Source organism: Herbiconiux sp., from assembly GCF_023264855.1.
Taxonomy (GTDB): domain Bacteria; phylum Actinomycetota; class Actinomycetes; order Actinomycetales; family Microbacteriaceae; genus Herbiconiux.
Map to the genome: position 1 here is coordinate 1 of NZ_JAHFUW010000068.1, position 17,748 is coordinate 17,748.

General features: G+C 66.9%; 20 protein-coding genes. 1 reads left to right on the top strand and 19 read right to left on the bottom strand.

Annotated features, from left to right (window positions below; all coding sequences use genetic code 11):
* The 3 genes from Q0D75_RS19365 to Q0D75_RS19375 form a co-directional block, all read right to left on the bottom strand.
* Nucleotides 1-163 (bottom strand): YlxR family protein (locus tag Q0D75_RS19365; RefSeq protein ID WP_291057266.1); only part of this gene is annotated, 163 nt, incomplete at its 3' end.
* A 145-nt stretch (nt 164-308) separates the two neighbouring features.
* Nucleotides 309-1,307 carry a transcription termination factor NusA gene (gene nusA, locus Q0D75_RS19370; protein ID WP_291057229.1) on the bottom strand — a complete coding sequence of 333 codons (999 nt, stop codon included), beginning with the start codon at nt 1,305-1,307 and terminating at the stop codon, nt 309-311.
* A gap of 59 nt (nt 1,308-1,366) precedes the next feature.
* A complete protein-coding gene (locus Q0D75_RS19375; protein ID WP_291057231.1) occupies nt 1,367-3,133 on the bottom strand; it encodes a proline--tRNA ligase in 1,767 nt (588 codons plus the stop codon).
* 124 nt (nt 3,134-3,257) lie between these two features.
* Between Q0D75_RS19375 and Q0D75_RS19380 the strand changes: the two genes are divergently transcribed.
* Nucleotides 3,258-3,773 (top strand): methylated-DNA--[protein]-cysteine S-methyltransferase, encoded by a 516-nt coding sequence (locus Q0D75_RS19380; protein ID WP_291057233.1) that lies wholly within the window; start codon nt 3,258-3,260, stop codon nt 3,771-3,773.
* Between the two features lie 20 nt (nt 3,774-3,793).
* On the opposite strand, the gene Q0D75_RS19385 is transcribed toward Q0D75_RS19380, so the two are convergent.
* The 16 genes from Q0D75_RS19385 to rho all read right to left on the bottom strand — a co-directional run.
* Nucleotides 3,794-4,543 carry a peroxide stress protein YaaA gene (locus tag Q0D75_RS19385; protein WP_291057235.1) on the bottom strand — a complete coding sequence of 250 codons (750 nt, stop codon included), beginning with the start codon at nt 4,541-4,543 and terminating at the stop codon, nt 3,794-3,796.
* A 115-nt stretch (nt 4,544-4,658) separates the two neighbouring features.
* On the bottom strand, nt 4,659-4,925 hold the full coding sequence (locus Q0D75_RS19390) for a F0F1 ATP synthase subunit epsilon (RefSeq protein WP_291057237.1): 267 nt from the start codon (nt 4,923-4,925) through the stop codon (nt 4,659-4,661).
* 2 nt (nt 4,926-4,927) lie between these two features.
* The gene (gene atpD, locus Q0D75_RS19395; protein WP_291057239.1) at nt 4,928-6,388 is read right to left on the bottom strand and encodes a F0F1 ATP synthase subunit beta; all 1,461 of its coding nucleotides are present in this window, start codon (nt 6,386-6,388) and stop codon (nt 4,928-4,930) included.
* A 42-nt stretch (nt 6,389-6,430) separates the two neighbouring features.
* Nucleotides 6,431-7,351 carry a F0F1 ATP synthase subunit gamma gene (locus tag Q0D75_RS19400; protein ID WP_291057240.1) on the bottom strand — a complete coding sequence of 307 codons (921 nt, stop codon included), beginning with the start codon at nt 7,349-7,351 and terminating at the stop codon, nt 6,431-6,433.
* Between the two features lie 2 nt (nt 7,352-7,353).
* Entirely contained in the window at nt 7,354-8,991 is a 1,638-nt protein-coding gene (atpA, locus tag Q0D75_RS19405; RefSeq protein WP_291057242.1) for a F0F1 ATP synthase subunit alpha, read from the bottom strand.
* A gap of 51 nt (nt 8,992-9,042) precedes the next feature.
* Entirely contained in the window at nt 9,043-9,840 is a 798-nt protein-coding gene (locus tag Q0D75_RS19410) for a F0F1 ATP synthase subunit delta (protein WP_291057244.1), read from the bottom strand.
* Between the two features lie 4 nt (nt 9,841-9,844).
* Nucleotides 9,845-10,393 carry a F0F1 ATP synthase subunit B gene (locus Q0D75_RS19415; protein ID WP_291057246.1) on the bottom strand — a complete coding sequence of 183 codons (549 nt, stop codon included), beginning with the start codon at nt 10,391-10,393 and terminating at the stop codon, nt 9,845-9,847.
* A 31-nt stretch (nt 10,394-10,424) separates the two neighbouring features.
* Nucleotides 10,425-10,661: an ATP synthase F0 subunit C gene (gene atpE / locus Q0D75_RS19420; RefSeq protein WP_269909045.1), complete on the bottom strand. Its 237-nt coding sequence runs from the start codon at nt 10,659-10,661 to the stop codon at nt 10,425-10,427.
* A gap of 47 nt (nt 10,662-10,708) precedes the next feature.
* Nucleotides 10,709-11,500 carry a F0F1 ATP synthase subunit A gene (atpB, locus tag Q0D75_RS19425; protein WP_291057251.1) on the bottom strand — a complete coding sequence of 264 codons (792 nt, stop codon included), beginning with the start codon at nt 11,498-11,500 and terminating at the stop codon, nt 10,709-10,711.
* A gap of 191 nt (nt 11,501-11,691) precedes the next feature.
* Nucleotides 11,692-12,198 carry a hypothetical protein gene (locus tag Q0D75_RS19430; RefSeq protein WP_291057253.1) on the bottom strand — a complete coding sequence of 169 codons (507 nt, stop codon included), beginning with the start codon at nt 12,196-12,198 and terminating at the stop codon, nt 11,692-11,694.
* Nucleotides 12,199-12,204: 6 nt separating this feature from the next.
* Entirely contained in the window at nt 12,205-13,401 is a 1,197-nt protein-coding gene (locus Q0D75_RS19435) for an MraY family glycosyltransferase (RefSeq protein WP_291057255.1), read from the bottom strand.
* 3 nt (nt 13,402-13,404) lie between these two features.
* On the bottom strand, nt 13,405-14,067 hold the full coding sequence (locus Q0D75_RS19440) for an L-threonylcarbamoyladenylate synthase (RefSeq protein ID WP_291057257.1): 663 nt from the start codon (nt 14,065-14,067) through the stop codon (nt 13,405-13,407).
* Between the two features lie 65 nt (nt 14,068-14,132).
* Nucleotides 14,133-14,321: a PLDc N-terminal domain-containing protein gene (locus Q0D75_RS19445; protein WP_291057259.1), complete on the bottom strand. Its 189-nt coding sequence runs from the start codon at nt 14,319-14,321 to the stop codon at nt 14,133-14,135.
* Between the two features lie 161 nt (nt 14,322-14,482).
* Nucleotides 14,483-15,370, bottom strand: a complete 888-nt coding sequence (gene prmC / locus Q0D75_RS19450) for a peptide chain release factor N(5)-glutamine methyltransferase (protein ID WP_291057261.1) — start codon at nt 15,368-15,370, stop codon at nt 14,483-14,485.
* Nucleotides 15,371-15,389: 19 nt separating this feature from the next.
* A complete protein-coding gene (gene prfA / locus Q0D75_RS19455; protein ID WP_291057263.1) occupies nt 15,390-16,469 on the bottom strand; it encodes a peptide chain release factor 1 in 1,080 nt (359 codons plus the stop codon).
* Nucleotides 16,470-16,504: 35 nt separating this feature from the next.
* Nucleotides 16,505-17,748 (bottom strand): transcription termination factor Rho (gene rho, locus Q0D75_RS19460; protein WP_291057265.1); only part of this gene is annotated, 1,244 nt, incomplete at its 5' end.

Genomic DNA, 17,748 nt, shown 5'->3' on the forward strand with positions numbered 1-17,748 from the left:
CCGCGAGCCGAAAGCAATCAGGTGAGGGATGCAACCATGCGCCACGCCCGGGAAGAGAGGCCGCCTCGTCGACGACCAGAGCCTGTTCCTTGGCCACGACCCGCAATAATGAGGATCGAGTGGCGCGCGCACGACATCCGACGCACGTTCTAACGGGTTCCATCGTACTCCATATTCCCGACCGGCCGGGCGACCCCGGACCGGCACGGCGCCGGAATCAGTTGCGGCGGCCTGGATGCAGCCCATTTAAACCGAGTCGTCGACGCGATGCGTCGCCGGCTCGGCGCGAAGATCGGCATCCAGCCGGATCAATCTCCATCCAAGATGGAATCCGGCTGGATGTCGATCTTCGCGCCCGTCAGCTTTGCGGCGAGTCGGGCGTTCTGGCCCTCCTTGCCGATGGCCAGCGAGAGCTGGTAATCCGGCACGAGTGCGCGGACGGCTTTCAGGTTCGCATCGATCACGAAGGCGCTCGACACCTTGGCTGGCGAGAGCGCATTGGCAACGAAGGTCGGCAGGTCGTCGGAGTAGTCGACGATGTCGATCTTCTCGTTGCCGAGTTCGGAGGTGACGGCACGCACGCGCTGGCCGAGCTCGCCGATGCAGGCACCCTTGGCGTTCACACCGGGCTCCGTGGCGCGCACCGCGATCTTGGTGCGGTGCCCGGCCTCGCGGGCCAGCGACACGATCTCGACGACGCCGGAGGCGATCTCGGGAACCTCGAGCGCGAACAGCTTGCGCACGAGCGAGGGATGCGTGCGCGACACGGTGATCGCCGGGCCCTTGGGCCCCTTGGCCACACTCGTCACATAAACGCGGATGCGTGATCCGTGCTTGTAGTCTTCGCCCGGAACCTGCTCTTCGGGAGGCAGGATGGCCTCGATCGTGCCGAGGTCGACGTGCACCATGCGCGGGTTCGGCCCCTGCTGGATGACGCCGGCGATGATGTCGCCCTCGCGGCCCTTGAACTCGCCGAGCACCTTGTCGTCGCCGATGTCGCGCAGACGCTGGTTGATCACCTGCTTGGCCGCGAACGCCGCGATCCGACCGAAGTCGCTCGGGTTCTCCTCGGCCTCGCCGATCACCACGCCGTCTTCGTCGCGCTCCGGCACGAAGATGCCGATGTGCCCCGTCTTGCGGTCGAGGTGCACGCGCGCTGCCGGCGTGCCGTCCTCGTTCGCGGCCTCGCGGTCGGTGTGCTTGAGGAATGCCGTCAGGATCGCCTGCTCGATAATTCCCACGAGCTCCTCGAAAGGAATCTCCCGCTCGCGTTCCAAGAGACGTAAGACGCTGAGGTCGATGTCCATTTCCGGCCTCCTCTGTTCAGATCTCAGATGCCGAGAACTCCGGCAGTCAAACTGTAAGACTACCCGAAGCTCGCGGCAAGAGCATCCAGCGGAACCTGCGTGCGCTCCCCCGAGGCCCGATCCCAGCGCTCCACGACGCCCTCGGCGACGCCCCGGCCCACGATCACGATCTGCGGGATACCGATCAGCTCGGCATCACCGAACTTCACGCCGGGCGAGACCTTCGGGCGGTCGTCGAAGAGCACGTCCAAGCCCTTGGCCTCGAGCTCGGCGGCCACGCGCTCGGCGGCCTCCCAGATCTCGGTGCCCTTCCCGGTGGCGATCACGTGCACATCGAACGGCGCCACCGACGGGGGCCAGATGAGCCCGTTCGCATCGTTGTTGAGCTCGGCGATGATGGCCAGGATGCGGGTCACGCCGATGCCGTACGAGCCCATCGTGACGGTGACCAGCTTGCCGTTCTCGTCGAGCACCTTGAGGCCGAGGGCCTCGGCGTACTTGCGGCCGAGCTGGAAGACGTGCCCGATCTCCATGCCGCGGGCGAGCTCGACCGGCCCCGATCCGTCGGGAGCGGGGTCTCCGGCCTGCACCTCGGCGATCTCCACGGTGCCGTCGGCGACGAAGTCACGGCCGGCCACGAGGCCGAACACGTGCTTGCCGCTCTCGTTGGCACCGGTGATCCATTCCGTGCCGTCGACCACGCGGGGGTCGACGACGAAGTGGACGCCCGTGCTCGCCTCTTCTCCGAGCACGGCGCCCGCAGGCGACCAGGGGCCGATGTAGCCCTTCACGAGACCCGGATGCTTGGCGAAGTCGGCCTCGCTGGCGGGCTCCACGTCGACGGCCGGCGCGAAGGCGACCTCCGCGCGCTTCAGGTCGACCTCACGGTCGCCCGGCAGGCCCACGACCACGAGCTCGCGCGAACCGTCGAGCTGGGTGAGGGCGAGCACCACGTTCTTCAGGGTGTCGGCAGCGGTCCACTCGCGGCCGTCGGCGCGCGGGTGGTCGGCGTTGGCGGCGTCCACCAGAGTCTGGATGGTGGGGGTCTCGGGGGTGTCGTGCACCTCGGCGGCGGGCAGTCCCTCGATCGGGCGCGCCTCGGGAACCAGCGTCGTGAAGGCCTCGACGTTGGCCGCGTAGCCCCCGGCCGAACGCACGAAGGTGTCTTCGCCGACGGGCGTGGGATGCAGGAACTCCTCGCTCTTGGAGCCGCCCATGGCGCCCGCATCCGCCTTCACGATCACGTACTCGAGACCGAGCGCGGTGAAGATGCGCTCGTAGGCGTCGCGCTGGGCCTGGTAGGAGGCGTCGAGTCCCGCATCCGTGTAGTCGAAGGAGTACGCGTCTTTCATGGTGAACTCGCGGCCGCGCAGCAGGCCTGCCCGGGGGCGGGCCTCGTCGCGGTACTTGTCTTGGATCTGGTAGATCGACAGCGGCAGGTCTTTGTAGCTGTTGTAGAGGTCTTTCACGAGCAGCGTGAACACCTCTTCGTGCGTGGGGGCGAGCACGTAGCCGGCATCCTTGCGGTCGGAGAGGCGGAACATGCCGGGACCGTACTCGGTGTAGCGGCCGGTGACCTCGTAGGGCTCCTTGGGCAGCAGCGCGGGGAAGTGCACCTCGAAGGCGCCGGCGGCGGCCATCTCGCGGCGGATGATCTCCTCGATCTTGGCCTTCACGCGAAGGCCCAGCGGCAGCCACGCGAAGATGCCCGGCGCCTGACGGCGGATGTAGCCGGCGCGCACCAGAAGGCGGTGGCTCGTCACCTCCGCGTCGGAGGGGTCTTCGCGGAGCGTTCGGAGGAAGTAGTTCGTCAAGCGTGTAGGCACGCATCGAGTTTAGTCAGCCGCGCGGCGCGCGTTTTCGTTCTCCACAGGAGCGGGGCCGTTTCGAGTTGTCCACAGATCGCGCGGTGTGGCTGTGGCGGTCACGTCGTCTTCGTAGCGTCGGGGCATGGACACACTCACCCAACTCCGCTCGGCCTCGCCGTACCTGCAGCGGTGCACGTCGCCGATCGGGCGGATCGAGGTCACGAGCGACGGTGAATACATCACCTCGGTCGCAGTCGAGCATCAGGGGATGCTCCCCCACGACGGTCTGGCCTACGACACCACGGCAGTGACCGACGAGGCGATCGCGCAGATCCTCGACTACTTCGGCGGGTTCCGCAAGACGTTCACGGTCCCGCTCCTGCAGCGGGGAACAGCGTTCCAGGTCTTGGTGTGGAACGAGATCGCCGCCGTCGGCTTCGGTTCCTCCACCACCTACGGGGCCATCGCGAAAGCGGTCGGCAAGGCCGGCTCGGGTCGCGCGGTCGGCGGAGCCATCGCCTCGAACCCGACTCCCCTGCTGGTCGGCTGCCACCGCGTGCTCTCGGCCGACGGTCGGGTCACCGGCTGGAGCTGGGGCGAGGGCGCCCCCACCAAGGCGAAGCTGCTCGACCTGGAGAAGATCCCCTATGTGCCCTGAACCCGACTATGAGCAGCCCGTCAGACCTCGAGCAGCAACTCGCCCGACGGCGACAGACTCAGCCGGTTTCCGGATGCTGCGCCCCAGGCGATCAGCTCCTCCACCGTCCCGAAGTCTCGCCCGTGCTGCGCGAGTGCCCGCACGAGCTCCCCCTTGCCCTTCTTGTTGAAGTGGTTGAGGGCGCGCTGGGCGCCATCGGGACCGGTCGTCACGACCCGCAGAAAGTACGCGTGCGGCACGGCCGGAGGCACCGGACCGAGGGCCACGTAGGCCTCCGAGCGCAGGTCGAGCACGAGCTCGTGCTGGTGAGCGAGGAGCTCCTTCGAGACGGCGTCGGCCCAGGTGGCCTTGACGGTCGGTGTCTCCAGTCGGGAGTCGTGTGAGAGGCGGTAGGCCGGGATGGGGTCGCCGGCACCGAGCAGACCGAACAGGGCGGAATGGATACGCACGTGGGCGGTCAGGAACGCCCGGGCGGCGGCATCCAGCTCCGGAGCGTCCAGAGCTTCGTACAGAACGCCTGTGTACCGATCGATGGCCCGCATGGTCGGGGCCTTGGCCAGCGTGCGGTTGCGCTCGACCTCGAAGGCCAGCTTCTGGCCGAGCTTCAGGCGCGTCATCATCTCGTCGGGCGTGCGCGCCAGCTGCGACACGCGACGCACGAGCGCGCGGCGAGTCTTCGACAGGCCCGGATGCGAGAGAGCCGAATAGTCCAGCGGGGTGGCGTCACCGCCGTCGCGCTTGGTCTCGGAAGGAGGGAGCAGGATCAGCACAGGGAAGTGGTCGCTTTCACGATGCCGGGTCGAGAACCCGGCTGGTCAGAGAAAAAGACCGCCGCACCCCGCTCCGAAGAGCAGAATGCGGCGGTCTGAGAGGAGGAAGCAGTGACTACTTGACCAGCTCGGCGTCACGGGCGACGATCGTCACCACGTTGTTCTCGACCGAGAGGAAGCCGTCGTCGGCGCGCGCCACCAGGCGCTCGCCTCCGGCCGCGTTCACGCGCACCTCGCCCGCGGCGAGGATCGCGAGCAGCGGCTCGTGGCCGGCCAGGATGCCGATCTCGCCTTCGACCGTCTTGGCGACGACCATCGTGGCCTCGCCCGCCCAGATCTGCTGATCGGCCGAGACGATGCTGACGGTGAGAGGGGCAGCCATGATCAGCCGTTCTCCTTCTGGATCTGAGCCCACTTCTCTTCGACGTCACCGATCGAACCGACGTTGAAGAACGCCTGCTCGGCCACGTGGTCGAACTCGCCCTTGGTGATCGCGTCGAACGACTCGATGGTGTCCTTGAGCGGAACGGTCGAACCCTCGACACCGGTGAACTTCTTCGCCATGTAGGTGTTCTGCGAGAGGAACTGCTGGATCCGGCGTGCGCGCGACACGGTGATCTTGTCTTCCTCGGAGAGCTCGTCGACACCGAGGATGGCGATGATCTCCTGCAGTTCCTTGTTCTTCTGCAGGATCTGCTTCACCGTGGTGGCCACGCGGTAGTGGTCGGCACCCAAGTAACGGGGGTCCATGATCCGCGAGGTCGAGGTCAGCGGGTCGATCGCCGGGTACAGACCCTTCGAGGCGATCTCACGCGAGAGCTCGGTCGTGGCGTCCAGGTGCGCGAACGTGGTGGCCGGCGCCGGGTCGGTGTAGTCGTCGGCCGGCACGTAGATCGCCTGCAGCGAGGTGATCGAGTGACCACGGGTCGAAGTGATGCGCTCCTGGAGCACACCCATCTCGTCGGCCAGGTTGGGCTGGTAGCCCACGGCGGAAGGCATGCGGCCCAGAAGGGTCGACACCTCGGAACCGGCCTGGGTGAAGCGGAAGATGTTGTCGATGAACAGCAGCACGTCCTGGTTCTGCACATCGCGGAAGTACTCCGCCATGGTCAGAGCCGAGAGGGCCACGCGCAGACGCGTTCCCGGCGGCTCGTCCATCTGGCCGAACACGAGGGCGGTCTTGTCGAAGACGCCCGCCTCCTCCATCTCGTGGATGAGGTCGTTGCCCTCACGGGTGCGCTCGCCGACACCGGCGAACACCGACACACCACCGTGGTCCTGGGCCACACGCTGGATCATCTCCTGGATGAGCACCGTCTTGCCGACGCCCGCACCACCGAAGAGGCCGATCTTTCCACCCTGCACGTACGGGGTGAGGAGGTCGATCGACTTGATGCCGGTCTCGAAGAGGTTGGTCTTCGACTCGAGCTGGTCGAACGCCGGCGGGCGGCGGTGGATCGGCCAGCGCTCGGTGATCTCGATGGTCTCGCCGGGAGCCGCGTTCAGCACCTCGCCGATGACGTTGAAGACCTTGCCCTTGGTGACGTCGCCCACGGGCACCGAGATGGCGGCTCCGGTGTCGCGCACCTCCTGGCCACGGACCAGGCCGTCGGTCGGGTTCAGGGCAATGGCGCGCACGAGGTCGTCACCGAGGTGCTGAGCGACCTCGAGGGTGATCTCGGTGGCGACGCCGGCCACGTTCAGGGTGGTCTTGAGGGCGTTGTAGACCTCAGGGATCGAGTCGTGCGGGAACTCGATGTCCACCACCGGCCCGGTGACGCGCGCAACACGGCCGACGCCGCCGGGCGTCGCGGCCTGGACTGGCGCGGTAGCAGTGTCAGTCATTGTGCTTTCTCTTCTCTTCAGGTGCCTGGTTAGCGGCGCTGATTACTTGGCGGAGGCCAGTGCGTCGGCCCCGCCCACGATTTCGGAAATCTGCTGCGTGATCTCGCTCTGACGGGCGTTGTTCGCCAGTCGCGTGTAGTCACGGATCAGGTTGTCGGCGTTGTCGCTGGCCGACTTCATCGCCTTCTGACGGGCGGCGTGCTCGGCCGCGGCCGACTGCAGCATCGCGTTGTAGATGCGGCTCTCGACGTAGATCGGGAGCAGCGCATCCAGCACGGTGGCCGCATCCGGCTCGAACTCGTACAGCGGGTAGACCTCGTTCGAGCCCGATCCGCTGACCGCGGCGACCTCCGGGACATCGCCTTCGACGATCTCCAGGGGAAGCAGACGCACGACCTCGGGAACCTGGGTGACCATGCTCACGAAGCGGTTGTAGACGAGGTGGATCTCGTCCACGCCGCCCTCCTGGTCATCGAGGTTGTAGGCCTCGACGACCGCGTCGCCGATCTCCTTGGCGGTCTCGAACGTGGGCTGGTCGGTGCCGCCGGTCCAGATCTTCAGGCTCGAGCGCTTGCGGAAGCCGAAGTAGGCCACCGCCTTGCGGCCGACGAGGAAGTACTCGACCTTCTTGCCCTCGCTGCGCAGCAGCTCCGCGAGCTGCTCGGCCTCTTTCAGGATGGACGAGGAGAAGGCACCCGCGAGACCGCGGTCGGAGGTGAAGATGACGATCGCCGCGGTGTCGAGCTTCTCGCGCTCGCTGGTGAGCGGGTGATCGACGTTCGAGAACGTCGCCACCGCCGACACGGCGCGGGTGATGGCCTTCGAGTACGGAGCCGACGCGGCGACACGCTGCTGCGCCTTCTGGATCCGGGACGCGGAGATCAACTCCATCGCCCTCGTGATCTTCTTGGTCGTCTGGGCCGACTTGATCTTCGACCGATAGACCCTGAGCTGAGCGCCCATTCTTAGCGGCGACCCTTCACGATCTTCTCCTGGCCGACCTCTTCGGGCTTGGCGGCGTCGAACTTCTCGGAACCGACCGAGGCGAGCGGCTTGCCCTCACCGGTCTGGAACTCGAGCTTGAACTGGTCGATCGCCTTGTCGAGCGCCGCGATGGTGTCGTCGTCGAGCTTGTTCGTCTCGCGCAGCGTGGTGAGGATCTCGGTGCTGCGACCGATGTAGTCGAGCAGCTCGGCCTCGAAGCGCAGGATGTCTTCGACCGGAACCTCGTCGAGCTTGCCCTTCGTGCCGGCCCAGATCGAGACGACCTGCTGCTCGACGGGGAACGGCGAGTACTGCGGCTGCTTCAGCAGCTCGGTGAGGCGGGCGCCACGGGCGAGCTGACGACGGGAGGCCGCATCCAGGTCGGAAGCGAACATCGCGAAGGCCTCGAGCGAGCGGTACTGGGCCAGCTCGAGCTTGAGCGTTCCGGAGACCGACTTGATCGACTTGACCTGCGCGTCGCCACCGACTCGCGAGACCGAGATACCCACGTCGACCGCGGGACGCTGGTTGGCGTTGAAGAGGTCGGACTGCAGGAAGATCTGGCCGTCGGTGATCGAGATCACGTTGGTGGGGATGTACGCCGAGACGTCGTTGGCCTTGGTCTCGATGATCGGCAGACCGGTCATCGAACCGGCACCCAGCTCGTCGGAGAGCTTGGCGCAACGCTCGAGCAGACGCGAGTGCAAGTAGAACACGTCGCCGGGGTACGCCTCGCGTCCCGGCGGGCGGCGCAGCAGCAGCGACACGGCGCGGTAGGCCTCGGCCTGCTTGGACAGGTCGTCGAAGATGATCAGAACGTGCTTGCCGCCGTACATCCAGTGCTGGCCGATGGCCGAGCCGGTGTAGGGGGCGAGGTACTTGAAGCCGGCCGGGTCGGAGGCGGGCGAGGCGACGATGGTGGTGTACTCCATCGCTCCGGCGTCTTCCAGCGCACCCTTCACGGAGGCGATGGTCGAGCCCTTCTGGCCGATCGCGACGTAGATACAGCGAACCTGCTTGTTCTCGTCGCCGGATTCCCAGTTGGCCTTCTGGTTGATGATCGTGTCGATCGCGATGGCGGTCTTACCCGTCTGGCGGTCACCGATGATCAGCTGACGCTGGCCGCGGCCGATCGGGATCATGGCGTCGATCGCCTTGATACCGGTCTGCATCGGCTCGTGCACGCTCTTGCGGGCCATGACGCCGGGCGCCTGGAGCTCGAGCTCGCGGCGGCCTTCGGCGACGATCTCGCCCAGACCGTCGATCGGCACGCCGAGCGGGTCGACCACCCGGCCAAGGTAGGCGTCGCCCACCGGAACCGAGAGCACCTCGCCGGTGCGGGTGACTTCCTGGCCTTCTTCGATGCCGGTGAACTCACCGAGCACCACGACGCCGATCTCGTCTTCGTCGAGGTTCTGGGCGAGGCCCAGCGTGCCGTCGGAGAAGCGGATCAGCTCGTTGGCCATGACGCCGGGCAGGCCCTCGACGTGCGCGATGCCGTCGGCGGCGTCGATCACGTGACCGACCTCGGTGGTGGCCGCTTTGCTGGGGTCGTACGCCGCGACGAAGTCCTTGAGAGCATCGCGGATCTCATCGGGGCGGATCGTAAGTTCAGCCATCGTTTTCCCTTTTCTGATGGGGTTGCACCCCAGTGTGTTCCGGTGCGCGCCTTAGCCGGCGAGCTGAAGTCTCAAATCGTTGATGCGCGTGGCGACCGATCCGTCGATGACGTCGTCGCCCAGCTGGATCCGCACCCCGCCGACGACGGCGGGGTCGATGACCTGGTTGATCTGCACGGTGCGGCCGTACTTGGCGGCCAGCGTCGACTGCAGGCGGTCGATCTGCGCGGCGGCGAGGGGTGCCGCGGCGGTGACCGTGGCGACGGCCGAGCCCGACTGGTCGGCCACGATCGACGAGGCGTACCGCAGCAGCTCACCGATGCGGCGGCCACGCGGCTGGGTGACCAGCTGGCGGACGATCGCCGTGGTGGGGGCCGAGGCCCGCCCGCCGAGCAGTCGCTCGACGAGAGCGCGCTTCTGCTCGGTGGAACCGAGCTTGGAGCCCAGGGCCAACTCGAGATCGGCGTCGCTGGTGACCGCTCGGGCGAACTCGAACAGCTCGGAGTCGATGGCCGCCGAGGAGGCGCCGGATCCGGCCACGGCACGGATGCCGATCTCCTCGATGCCCGCAAGCAGATCGCGGTGGGTCGACCACCGGCTGGAGGCGATGCCCGAGAGCAGATCGACGGTGACCGAACCGTAGTTCGGACCGAAGAGCTGCTTCACGAGCGCCACCTTCGCCGGAGCGTCGACACCCGGGTCGGAGAGAGCCGACAGCAGGTGAGACGAATCACCGATGATCCGACCAGCGGCGAAGAGCTCTTCTCCCGTGGCCAGATCGACCTGGGAGCCGAGGCTCGTCAGTCGAGCCTTCGCCTCTCCGAGGGCAACTCTGGTCGCGCTTCCCATGTGCTTACTTCTTTCCCGAGGTGTCGGCCTCGAGGTCGGCCAGGAATCGGTCGACCAGTGCGGTTGCCTTGGCGTCGTCGGAGAGCGATTCGCCCACCACGCCGGAGGCGAGGTCGATGGCGAGGCTGCCGACCTCGGAACGCAGCGACACGAGGGCGGCCTGACGGTCGGCCTCGATCGCGACCTGGGCGTTGGCCTTGGTGCGGTCGGCGTCGGTGTGCGCCTGAGCCGTGATCTCCGAACCGATGCGCTGGGCATCGACACGGGCTGTCTCGCGGATCTTCGCAGCCTCGGCACGCGCCTCGGCCAGCTGAGCGGTGTACTGCTCGAGAGCGGCCTCCGCTTCGCGCTGCGCTTCGTCGGCCTTCTCCATGTTGCCCTCGATCGCGGCGGACCGCTCGTCGAGGAGCTTCTTCATGCGAGGCAGAACGAGCCGCCAGAAGAAGAACAGGATGACGATGAAGCAGACCGCCGACCAGATGATGTCATACGACGCCGGGATGAGCGGGTTGGTCGGTTCACCCTCGGTCGCAGCCAGAACTGCTTGAAGCATTCCAGCCTCCTTATCGATCGAAGATGGGTGACTAGTTGGTGAAGATGAAGTAGGTCGCGATACCGATGAAGGCCAGGGCCTCGGTGAACGCGATACCGATGTACATCAGCACCTGGAGGCGGCCGGCGAGCTCGGGCTGGCGGGCGACACCCTCGATGGTCTTGCCGACCACGATTCCCACGCCGATGGCGGGGCCGATCGCTGCGAGGCCGTAGCCCATGGTCGCGACGTTGCCGGTGACCTCAGCGAGGATCGATACATCTGCCACGTTTGTTTCCTTCCGTAATGGTGATTCAGGCGGACGCCTGGAACCGCTTAGTGTTCCTCAGCCAGCGCGAGCTGGATGTAGACAGTGGTGAGTAGAGCGAAGACGTAGGCCTGCAGAACCGCCACCAGCACCTCGAAGAGGGTGAAGACGAAGCCGAAGGCCAGGGTTCCCACGCCGAAGAGACCGTAGAAGATGCTCGTCTGGGTGGCGGTGAAGAGGAAGAACTGCGTGGCGGAGAAGAACAGCACCAGCAGGAGGTGACCGACCACCATGTTCATCAGCAGTCGCAGGGTCAGCGTGATCGGCCGGAGGACGAACGTCGAGACGAACTCGATCGGCGTCACGATGATGTAGAGCACCTTGGGAACCCCGGGCGGGAACAGAGCGTTCTTGAAGAACGCCCCCGGGTGCTTCTTGATGCCGGCGTACATGAACGCGAGCCAGGCCACGACCGCGAGAACAAGCGGCATGCCGATGATCGCGTTCGAAGAAATGTTCAGGAACGGGATGATCCCTGTCAGGTTCGCGAACAGCACCACGAAGAAGATGGTGGTGATCAGCGGCAGGAACCGTCGGCCGTCTTTCTTGCCCAGCAGGTCTTCCGCGATGTTCACCCGCGTGAAGTCCAGACCCATCTCGACGATGCTCTGGAAGCGACCGGGAACGACTCGCATCCGGCGCGTCCCGATCCAGAAGATCAGGATGATCGCCAGCATGGCGAGGAAGCGGATGAGGATGATTCGATTGATTTCGAACGGCGTGCCAGCGAAGAAAATGGCGTCCGGGAAGAACTCCTCGATCGACGGACCGTGGAAACCACCATCGTCGGAGGTTGCCATTGGGGCTAGCAGGTTCACAGCGTTAGCTATCAGCGCTATCTCCTGTTTCGGGGCGTGGAACTCGTCAAAGTTCTCGCGACGACGAATGGGTGGGTGTTTGCGGTCTCATCACGTTGTATACAGTGAAGGACCGCGGAACGAACGTCATAACCCTATCAAGACTTAGGGCTTCCTGACTAATCGGAGAACGCTCAGCGATCCCCCGGGAGGCGCACATCCGAGGCGTACGGCATCCTCGTGCGGGCGACGACCACGACATCCACGACCAGCGTCCCCAGCACGGCGATCACGATGCTGAGGAACAGCACGGTGTCGTTCGTCCAGGCCTGCCCGCGCAGCACCACGACGAGGATGATGAACAACAGGAACTTGACGATCCACGAACCCAACACGATCACGAAGAAGAGCGTTGTATACAGCGGCGAGGCCGTGAACCGGTTGGCGATGAGGATGCTGCCGGCCGTGATGCCGGCGAACACCAGCACCATGGCGGTGCCGATCAGGGCGCTCGTGGCGCCGATCCAGCCGTCCACCAGGTAGCCGATCACTCCCCCGACGAGGGCGATCCCCACCGCGAGGATGACGTCCCACTTGAGGATGGTGGAGAACACCGAGCTCGAGGCGGGCATGGGGTAGTTGCCCCGGATACGGGCCTCGGGCTCGTTCTTCGGTGAGGGGGCGCTGTCGGGTTCGCTCACGGGTCTCTAAGGCTCCTTGATTTCGTCGGCGGCCGCATCGAGCGGGTCGTCGGCGGCTTTGACTTCGGCTTCGAGGCTACCGGCATCCGCCGTCTGGGCCGCGATCTCGCGGCGCTTGGCGCGACCGAGGGGCGCCAGCGTGACGGCGGCGCAGACGATGATCCCGAGCCCGAGGAAGGGGAACGCCAGCCAGTACGGCTGCAGCACGAACAGCAGCAGGCAGCCGACCGAGATGACGGTGGTCCAGGCGTAGAAGATCAGTACGGCGTGCAGGTGGGTGTGCCCCATGTCGAGCAGGCGGTGGTGTAGGTGCTTGCGGTCGGCACTGAACGGGCTCTTGCCGGCGCGGAGCCTGCGGAACACCGCCAATCCGAAGTCCAGCAGCGGGATCACCAGGATGGCGAACGGCAGCAGGATGGGCAGGAACGCGGGGAACAGCTGCGAACGGCCGAGCTGGGCCGGGTCGACCTGGCCGGTGACCGCGATGGCGCTGGTGGCCATCAGGAGCCCCACCAGAAGGGCCCCCGCGTCGCCCATGAAGAGCTTCGCCGGGTGGAAGTTCAACGGCAGGAAGCCGGCGCAGGCACCGATCAGCACCGCGGTGATGAGCGAGGCCAGGTTGAAGTAGTCGGTCGGCGAGGTGTCCTGCGCCAGCAGGTAGCTGTAGATGAAGAACACGCCGTTGGCGATCAGCGCGACACCCGCCACCAGGCCGTCCAGGCCGTCGATGAAGTTGATGGCGTTCATCACCAGCACCACCGTGAGGATGGTGATCACGAGCGACATCCCGCTGGAGCCGATGGTGAGGCCGCCGATCGGCAGCGAGACGATCTGCACGCCCTGCCAGGCCAGCAGGAAGGCGGCGATGATCTGGCCGGCCAGCTTGGTGAGCCAGTCGAGGTCCCAGATGTCGTCGGCGACGCCGATCAGCACGATGATCAGGGCGGCGCCCAGGATGGCCCAGACCTTGCCGGGTTCGGCGAACACCAGGCGGAACCAGCTGATCTGCGAGGCGACCGCGATGGCGATCACCACGCCGAAGAACATCGCGATGCCGCCCAGACGCGGTGTCGGCCGGGTGTGCACGTCGCGTTCGCGGATCTTCGGGTAGAGCCGGTACTTGTGGCTCAGCTTGTAGATGACGAAGGTCAGGCCGAAGGTGACGACGGCGGAGACGAGCGCGACGAGGAGGTAGAACCGCATGCCTCAGGCGCCGGAATCCTGCTGCAGGGCATCGCCGAGCAGCTCGCGCAGCGACACGTCGCTCACGGCGCCGTGCCGCACGATGCGGAGACGCCCGGTGGCGAGCGTGGCGTCGAGGATCGTGGACGAGCCCGTGGCCGAGCGCTCCCCCGCGTCGAGGTAGACCTCGACCGCGTCGCCCAGCATGTCGCGGGCACCGGCGGCGTTCGTGGCGGCGGGCAGGCCGGTGAGGTTGGCACTGGAGACCGCGAGCGGGCCGGTCTCGGCCAGCAGTTCGAGGGCGATCGGGTCGCTCGGCATCCGCAGGGCGACCGTGCCGTGGGTCTCGCCGAGGTCCCACATCAGCGACGGGGTGGCTTTCAGGATGAGGGTCAGCCCACCCGGCCAGAAGGCCTCGATGACCGGACGCACCTGATCCGGGATCTCGGTGGCGAGGGCCTCGAGCGTCGCGGTGGAGGGGATGAGCACCGGCGGAGGCGACTGGCGGGTGCGGCCCTTCGCGTCGAGCAGACGCTGCACCGCCCTGGGCGAGAACGCGTCCGCGGCGACACCGTAGACGGTGTCGGTGGGGAGGACGACGAGTTCGCCTCGGCCGAGCGCGGCCCGTGCGAGGCGCATTCCGGTGAGCAGCTCGGCCGGTGCGGAGCAGTCGTATAGGGCAGCCATCTCGCCCACCATGTTACCCGGCGCCGCCTGTGCGGTCGGTCGCGCCACTCCCCCGCGTCGTGCGACTACCGGTTGACGCGGCCCCGGCCGAAGATCAGCCACAGGATCGACCCCAGGATCGAGAGGAAGAACGCCACCAGGATCCAGACGAACTTGCCCACTCCCCCGTGGTTGGGGTTCTTGACGATCGACACGACCGTGACGATGAAGATGATCAGGCCGACTATGCCGAAAGTGAATGAAATGGGTTCCATGTGTTGAGTGTATCTGGGCGTGTCTGGGAGGGTCTGTCCGGGTGGGAAGGTGCTCGGGGTGGGTCGTCGAGGGGGTGGGATGTTCACTCCCCGCCTAGGGGTCGAGCTGCGCTCGAAGGCGGCGGGGAGCGAACATCCCACCCCCTCGACTGCGTCTTCGTTTAACGGATGGCGGTGGTGGCTCGGTCTCGCAACGTTAGGTCGCGGTGGGTCGCCACTGCTCGCCAGCCGTCAGCCTGCAGGAGCGCGCGCATGTCAGGGCCCTGGAGGTCACCGTGCTCGACGACGAGGGAACCACCGGGGCGCAAGAGCCGCTTCGCGGTGGCCGACACGTGGTGGACGACGTCTAGACCGTCTTCTCCGCCGTAGAGGGCGTGGGCGGGGTCGTGCAGGCGCACCTCGGGGTCGCGCGGGATGGCGCCGAGAGGGATGTACGGGGGGTTGGAGACGACCACGTCGACGGTGCCGTCGAGCTCCGGGAGGGCATCCGCGAGGTCGATGAAGACGAGGCGCGCGTTGTCGGCGGCCACGGAGCGGAAGTTCTGTCTGGCCCAGATGAAGGCGGCAGTGGAGTTCTCGACCGCGACGACCTGGGCGTGCGGCACCTCGGTGGCCAGGGCGAGCGCGATGGCACCGCTGCCGGTTCCGAGGTCGACGGCGAGCGGCTGCGCGTCCGGTGCCGGCATCACCGACCGGAGCGCGTCGATGCCGAGGCCCGCCACGAACTCCGTCTCGGGGCGCGGAACGAAGACACCGGGGCCGACCGCGAGCTCGAGCGAGCGGAACCACGCGACACCGGTGATGTGCTGAAGCGGCTCGCGGGCGGCTCGGCGCTCGACCGCCTCGACGACGGCGAGGCTCTCCTCGACGCCGATGGGAGCATCCGTGACGCTGAGCGACTGCACGCGGCCCCGCGAGGCGCCGAGCACGTGACCGATCAGCAGCTCGGCGTCGACCTGCGGGTCGAGGATGCCGCTGGCGGCCAGGATTCCCGCCGAGCGCTCCAGAAGGGAGCGCACGGTGACGGGGCGATGGGCGGTATCGGTCATGAGAGTCATACGGGACGGGTCAGGATTCGTTGCCCACCGCGGCGAGCCGGCTCTCCTCGTCGGCCGTGATGGCCGACTGGATGATCGGCTCGAGCGCGCCGTCCATCACCTGGTCGAGGTTGTAGGCCTTGTACCCGGTGCGGTGGTCGGCGATGCGGTTCTCGGGGAAGTTGTAGGTGCGGATGCGCTCGGAGCGGTCGACCGTGCGGATCTGGCTGCGCCGGGCGGCCGATGCCTCGGCGTCGAGCTCCTCCTGCTGCTTGGCCAGGATGCGAGCGCGCAGCACGCGCATGCCGGCCTCGCGGTTCTGCAGCTGGCTCTTCTCGTTCTGCATCGACACCACGATGCCCGTGGGCAGGTGGGTGATGCGCACCGCGGAGTCGGTGGTGTTCACCGACTGGCCGCCGGGGCCGGACGAGCGGAAGACGTCGATCTTGAGATCGTTGGGGCTGATCTCGACCTCTTCGGGCTCGTCGACCTCGGGGAAGACGAGCACACCGGCGGCGGAGGTGTGGATGCGGCCCTGCGACTCGGTGGCCGGCACGCGCTGCACGCGGTGCACGCCCCCCTCGTACTTGAGGTGTGCCCAGACGCCCTCGGCAGGGTCGGTCGACTTGCCCTTGACGGCGATCTGAACGTCTTTGTAGCCGCCCAGGTCGCTGTCGGTGCGCTCCAAGAGCTCGGTCTTCCACCCCTTGGACTCCGCGTAGTGCAGGTACATGCGCAGCAGATCGGCGGCGAAGAGCATGCTCTCGGCACCGCCCTCACCGGCCTTGATCTCCATGATCACGTCGCGCGCGTCATCCGGATCGCGCGGAATCAGCAGACGGCGCAGCTTCTCCTCCGCCTCGGCCAGGCTCTCCTCCAGCGACGGCACCTCGGCGGCGAACGACTCGTCCTCGGTGGCCAGCTCGCGGGCGGCCTCGAGGTCTTCCACGTTCTGCGCCCAGGCGGCGTGCGCGGCGACGATTCGGCTCAGTTCGGCATAGCGGCGGTTGACGCGCTTGGAGCGCGCCGGGTCGCTGTGCAACTCCGGATCGGAGAGCTGGCGCTGCAGGTCGTCGTGCTCGGCCTGCAGCGTGGCCACGGATTCGAACATCCCGCCAGCCTGGGGACTCCCGCTCGGCTGGGACATCACTCGCCCTTGTGGCTCGTGTGCCCGTTGTGGCTCTTCTGCTCGGGCGCGGGCATCGACTTCTGCACCTGCATCAGGAACTCCACGTTCGAGGAGGTCTCCTTCAGGCGGCCGAGCACGATCTCCAGGGCCTGCTGCTGGTCGACACCGGCGAGGGCGCGACGCAGCTTCCAGGTGATCTTGGTCTCGTCGACGCCCATCAGCAGCTCTTCGCGGCGGGTGCTGGACGCATTCACGTCAACCGCCGGGAAGATGCGCTTGTCGGCCAGCTGACGCGAGAGGCGCAGCTCCGAGTTGCCGGTGCCCTTGAACTCCTCGAAGATCACCTCGTCCATCTTCGAACCGGTCTCCACCAGGGCGGTGGCGAGGATCGTGAGCGATCCGCCGTTCTCGATGTTGCGAGCGGCTCCGAAGAAGCGCTTTGGCGGGTACAGCGCGGAGGCGTCGACACCGCCCGAGAGGATGCGTCCGGAGGCCGGCGATGCGAGGTTGTAGGCACGGCCCAGGCGGGTGATCGAGTCGAGCAGCACGACCACGTCGTGGCCGAGCTCCACCAGACGCTTCGCCCGCTCGATGGCGAGCTCGGCGACCGTGGTGTGGTCTTCGGCGGGACGGTCGAAGGTCGACGCGATGACCTCGCCCTTGACGGTGCGCTGCATGTCGGTGACCTCTTCGGGCCGCTCGTCGACCAGCACGACCATGAGGTGGACCTCGGGGTTGTTGGTCGAGATCGCGTTGGCGATCTGCTGCAGCACGATGGTCTTGCCGGCCTTGGGCGGCGCGACGATGAGGCCGCGCTGGCCCTTGCCGATCGGGGCGACCAGGTCGATGATGCGCTGGGTCAGCTTGCCGGGCTCGGTCTCGAGGCGCAGGCGCTCCTGCGGGTAGAGCGGGGTGAGCTTGCCGAACTCGACGCGGTTCTGCGCCTCCTCGACGGGCAGGCCGTTGATCGACTCGATGCGCACGATCGCGTTGTACTTCTGGCGGCCGTTGGAGTCGTTCTCGCGCGGCTGACGGATGGAGCCGACGATCGCGTCGCCCTTCCGCAGGTTGTACTTCTTGACCTGGCCGAGCGAGACGTAGACGTCGCTATTGCCGGGGAGGTAGCCGCTCGTGCGCACGAAGGCGTAGTTGTCGAGGATGTCGAGGATGCCGGCGACCGGGATGAGCACGTCGTCCTCGCTGATCTCGGGCTCGATCTCGTCGCCACCGGTCTGGCCGCGGCGCTTGCGGTCGCGGTAGC

What these genes read in the sequence shown, in the direction of transcription:
- nusA (WP_291057229.1), bottom strand. Translation starts at nt 1,307, where the DNA reads ATGGACATCGACCTCAGCGTCTTACGTCTCTTGGAACGCGAGCGGGAG.
- Q0D75_RS19380 (WP_291057233.1), top strand. Translation starts at nt 3,258, where the DNA reads ATGGACACACTCACCCAACTCCGCTCGGCCTCGCCGTACCTGCAGCGG.
- Q0D75_RS19390 (WP_291057237.1), bottom strand. Translation starts at nt 4,925, where the DNA reads ATGGCTGCCCCTCTCACCGTCAGCATCGTCTCGGCCGATCAGCAGATC.
- atpD (WP_291057239.1), bottom strand. Translation starts at nt 6,388, where the DNA reads ATGACTGACACTGCTACCGCGCCAGTCCAGGCCGCGACGCCCGGCGGC.
- Q0D75_RS19400 (WP_291057240.1), bottom strand. Translation starts at nt 7,351, where the DNA reads ATGGGCGCTCAGCTCAGGGTCTATCGGTCGAAGATCAAGTCGGCCCAG.
- atpA (WP_291057242.1), bottom strand. Translation starts at nt 8,991, where the DNA reads ATGGCTGAACTTACGATCCGCCCCGATGAGATCCGCGATGCTCTCAAG.
- Q0D75_RS19410 (WP_291057244.1), bottom strand. Translation starts at nt 9,840, where the DNA reads ATGGGAAGCGCGACCAGAGTTGCCCTCGGAGAGGCGAAGGCTCGACTG.
- Q0D75_RS19415 (WP_291057246.1), bottom strand. Translation starts at nt 10,393, where the DNA reads ATGCTTCAAGCAGTTCTGGCTGCGACCGAGGGTGAACCGACCAACCCG.
- atpB (WP_291057251.1), bottom strand. Translation starts at nt 11,500, where the DNA reads ATGGCAACCTCCGACGATGGTGGTTTCCACGGTCCGTCGATCGAGGAG.
- Q0D75_RS19435 (WP_291057255.1), bottom strand. Translation starts at nt 13,401, where the DNA reads ATGCGGTTCTACCTCCTCGTCGCGCTCGTCTCCGCCGTCGTCACCTTC.
- Q0D75_RS19440 (WP_291057257.1), bottom strand. Translation starts at nt 14,067, where the DNA reads ATGGCTGCCCTATACGACTGCTCCGCACCGGCCGAGCTGCTCACCGGA.
- Q0D75_RS19445 (WP_291057259.1), bottom strand. Translation starts at nt 14,321, where the DNA reads ATGGAACCCATTTCATTCACTTTCGGCATAGTCGGCCTGATCATCTTC.
- prmC (WP_291057261.1), bottom strand. Translation starts at nt 15,370, where the DNA reads ATGACCGATACCGCCCATCGCCCCGTCACCGTGCGCTCCCTTCTGGAG.
- prfA (WP_291057263.1), bottom strand. Translation starts at nt 16,469, where the DNA reads ATGTTCGAATCCGTGGCCACGCTGCAGGCCGAGCACGACGACCTGCAG.